At 73.3% G+C, this 3,144-nt stretch carries 4 protein-coding genes and 1 pseudogene; 1 reads left to right on the top strand and 4 read right to left on the bottom strand.

Translation table 11 applies throughout. From position 1 onward, the window contains the following. Positions 1-32: 32 nt before the first annotated feature. The 3 genes and pseudogenes from AB0J36_RS34370 to AB0J36_RS34360 form a co-directional block, all read right to left on the bottom strand. A complete protein-coding gene (locus AB0J36_RS34370) occupies positions 33-635 on the bottom strand; it encodes a dihydrofolate reductase family protein (RefSeq protein WP_357117550.1) in 603 nt (200 codons plus the stop codon). 172 nt (positions 636-807) lie between these two features. Next, positions 808-969 (bottom strand): hypothetical protein, encoded by a 162-nt coding sequence (locus AB0J36_RS34365; protein WP_357117547.1) that lies wholly within the window; start codon positions 967-969, stop codon positions 808-810. Between the two features lie 85 nt (positions 970-1,054). After that, a pseudogene (locus AB0J36_RS34360) lies at positions 1,055-1,153 on the bottom strand (GNAT family N-acetyltransferase); the annotation flags it as partial. 135 nt (positions 1,154-1,288) lie between these two features. Here AB0J36_RS34360 and AB0J36_RS34355 point away from each other — a divergent pair. After that, entirely contained in the window at positions 1,289-2,266 is a 978-nt protein-coding gene (locus tag AB0J36_RS34355) for an aldo/keto reductase (protein ID WP_357117544.1), read from the top strand. Positions 2,267-2,288: 22 nt separating this feature from the next. Here AB0J36_RS34355 and AB0J36_RS34350 read toward each other — a convergent pair whose 3' ends face one another. Then, positions 2,289-3,032 carry a DUF2071 domain-containing protein gene (locus AB0J36_RS34350; RefSeq protein WP_363661595.1) on the bottom strand — a complete coding sequence of 248 codons (744 nt, stop codon included), beginning with the start codon at positions 3,030-3,032 and terminating at the stop codon, positions 2,289-2,291. Positions 3,033-3,144 lie beyond the last annotated feature (112 nt).

Raw genomic sequence — 3,144 nt, 5'->3', positions numbered from 1 at the left:
GGGCCGGCCCGCGCGGGCCGGCCCCGACGCGGTCAGGCCGCCGGCCGTACGCGGTAGGCGAGGTGCGTGACGCCGTCGCCCTCGACGACGCGGAAGGGACCGTCGAGCTGAAGTGGTGCGATCTTCAGGTCGGCGAAGAGCGGGACGCCGGCACCGAGCACGACCGGGACCAGGTCGACGTGCACCTCGTCGAGCAGGCCAGCCTCGACGACCTGGGCCGCGATGGTGCCGCCGTTGACCCCTACCTCCTTGTCACCGGCGAGCGCCTTCGCGCGGTCGATGGCGCTGGCGACGCCGTCGGTGACGAAGACGAAGGAGTCGTTCTCCGGTGCCCAGCCCTCCGGCACGGTGTGCGTGACGACCACGACGGGCACGTCCATCGGGTGCCGGCCACCCCACCCGCCGGTCATGTCGAACAGCCTCCGGCCGACGACCAGCGCTCCGGTCCGCTGGTTGAGGTCCCGCAGGTGCTGGGCGCTCGCGGCGGACGTCCGGAACGTCATCTCGGGGTGGGCGGTCGGCGTCTCGACGTCACCGCTGCCGTACCACTGGAAGAGGTGCTCGAAGCCGCCGTGGGAGGCGTCCGCGATGTAGCCGTCCAACGACATCGTCGCCCCGGTCGTCACCTTCGTCATCGGTCCACTCCTTGGTCGCTGCGGTGTCAGCCCGCCGGTGGGACCGGTCGTGTCCGGCGCTCATCCTGTGGTCGAAGCAGGCGGTGCCGTTCTCGACACAGCCGCCGAATTCCGTGTCGAGGTGGGACCGCCCGCCGGTCAGCCACGGCGAGCGGTCAGCCGGCGGCGCGGCTCACCGGCTCGTGGCGGCGTCCAACGGTTTGGAGCAGAGCACGTCCGGCTGGGGCAGGTAGCCCAGCGCCTGCCAGAACCGCAGCGCCGCCGTGTCCTGCGGAAGGACCAGCAGGTTCACCCGTGGACACCCCAACGCCGCGAACCGCTCCTCCAGCTCCACGACCAGCGTGGTGGCGATACCCCGGGCGGCGACACGCCGGGTCCACGGCCAGTCGCAGGATCATGCCCCGTCGGCCGTCGTACGTGCCGAGCACGACTCCGGCGACGGCGCGGTCCACCTCGGCGACCAGGAACAGCTCCGGGTCCCGGGCCAGTTTGGCGGTCAGTTCGGCACGCGGCAGCACGTCCCGGCCCGCCGCTCTCCAGAGCGCCGCGACGCGGTCCTAGTCGGGCCAGTCGAACTCGCGGATGCGCACCACGCGACAGTAGTGAGCGCCGCCACCGCGCCGGGCGGCAGGCAACGGTCGTAGCGTGGGGTCATGCGAACCACCACGCTGGGCAGTGCGGGGCCCGAGGTCGGCGTCATCGGTCTCGGGTGCATGGGCATGAGCCACGGATACGACATCACCGGCCCTCGCGACGACGACACTTCGATCTCCGTGATCCGGCAGGCGCTGGATCTGGGCGCCACGCTGATCGACACGTCCGATGTGTACGGGCCGTACACCAACGAGGAGCTGGTCGGGCGGGCACTGGCCGACGGCCACCGGGAGCGGGCCGTCCTGGCGACGAAGGTCGGACTGGTCGCGACGCCGCCGGCCGACGGCTCCAGCAAACTACCCACGATCGGCAGGAACGGCCGGCCGGAGCACATCCGCGCGGCGATCGACGACAGCCTGCGTCGCCTCGGCACCGACCACGTCGACCTCTACCAACTGCACCGCGTCGACCCCGAGGTGCCCATCGAGGAGTCCTGGGGCGCGATGGCGGAGGTCGTCGCGGCGGGCAAGGCGCGACAGATCGGCCTGTCGGAGGTGACGGCGACCGAGATCGCGCGGGCCCAGGCGGTGCATCCGGTGGCGTCGGTGCAGTCCGAGCTGTCGTTGTGGACCCGGGATCCGCTGGCCGAGGTGCTGCCGTACTGCGTCGAGCAGGGCATCGCCTTCCTGCCGTTCTCTCCGCTGGGCCGGGGATTCCTCGCCGGACGATTCGCCTCGTTCGACGACCTGCCGGCGGACGACTTCCGACGAGGCCTGCCGCGCTTCCAGCAGGAGGCGCTGCGCGCCAACCTCGCCATCGTCGCCCGGGTCCGGGAGGTCGCCGAACGGGCCGGCGTCAGCCCCGCGCAGGTCGCGCTCGCGTGGGTCGTCGCCCAGGGCGACCGGGTCATCCCGATCCCCGGCACCAAGACCCCGACCTACCTGGTGGACAACTGCGCGGCCGGCGACGTGCGGCTCGGCGCGGAGGAACTCGCCGACCTGGACGCCCTGCCCGCCCCCGAGGGCGGACGGTACTGACCAACCGGCGGCCCGGTGTCACTCAGCCGGGCCGCCGGAGCCCGACGGGCGGCCCGAACCGCACGCCGACGCCGGGCGAGTAGAGCACGCTGACCGGCGGCCCGACCGGCGCCGGCAGGCCCGCCGCGGCGACCAGCTCGTCATCCAGGCGCAGCAGCTCCGCCCGGTGCAACGGCCAGCGGGGATGCCAGTTCGGCAGGTGCCGCGTGCGACCGTACGCCCGGGTGTGCAGCCCCCAGCGGGCGGTGAGGAAGTGTTCGACTCCGGTCGGATCGGCGATGCGCTCCCCCACCCGGACCTCCATCCGGCTCGCCGTGCCCGCCGGACCGGGCCAGCGTCGCCGGCACCGGTAGGTGAGTCGGTCGCCGTCGCGGTCCAGCCGCATCGAGGACCAGAGGTACGGCAGACGCAGCGTCGCCCGCGCGACGAGCACCGGCACCAGGCGGGACGCGTCGAGCGACCGGAACACGACGGCACGCCGGCCGGTGTCGTCCACCGAGTAGAGCCGGACGTTCGTCTCGGCGAAGGTGCCGAGGTACGGCACGCCCGGCCCACGACCGAAGCCCAGCCCGACCATCCGGAAGCCGATCAGCCCGACGTAGCTGACCCCGCCGATGGTGTCCGGCGCGGTGCCCGCGGGCAGCAGGGGCGCGACGACCTCCGGCGCGACGGCCCAGTGCAGGAAGGTGAGGTCCTCCCAGCGCTGACGCAGGAGCGCCCAGCGGAACGCCTGCCGGGGCGCGCCGTCGACCGGTTCGATGTCCACGCTCCCATCCTGGCCCAGGCGTGCGCACCGCCACACGGCGTGCGCACCGCCACACGGCGTGCGCACCGCCACACGGCGTGCGCACCGCCACACGGCGTGCGCACCGCCACAC

Origin of the sequence: Micromonospora sp. NPDC049662 (assembly GCF_040675055.1) — a bacterium.
Lineage (GTDB): Bacteria > Actinomycetota > Actinomycetes > Mycobacteriales > Micromonosporaceae > Micromonospora.
Note: the sequence above shows the minus strand (reverse complement) of the source record. Positions and strands in the feature narration are given on the sequence as shown.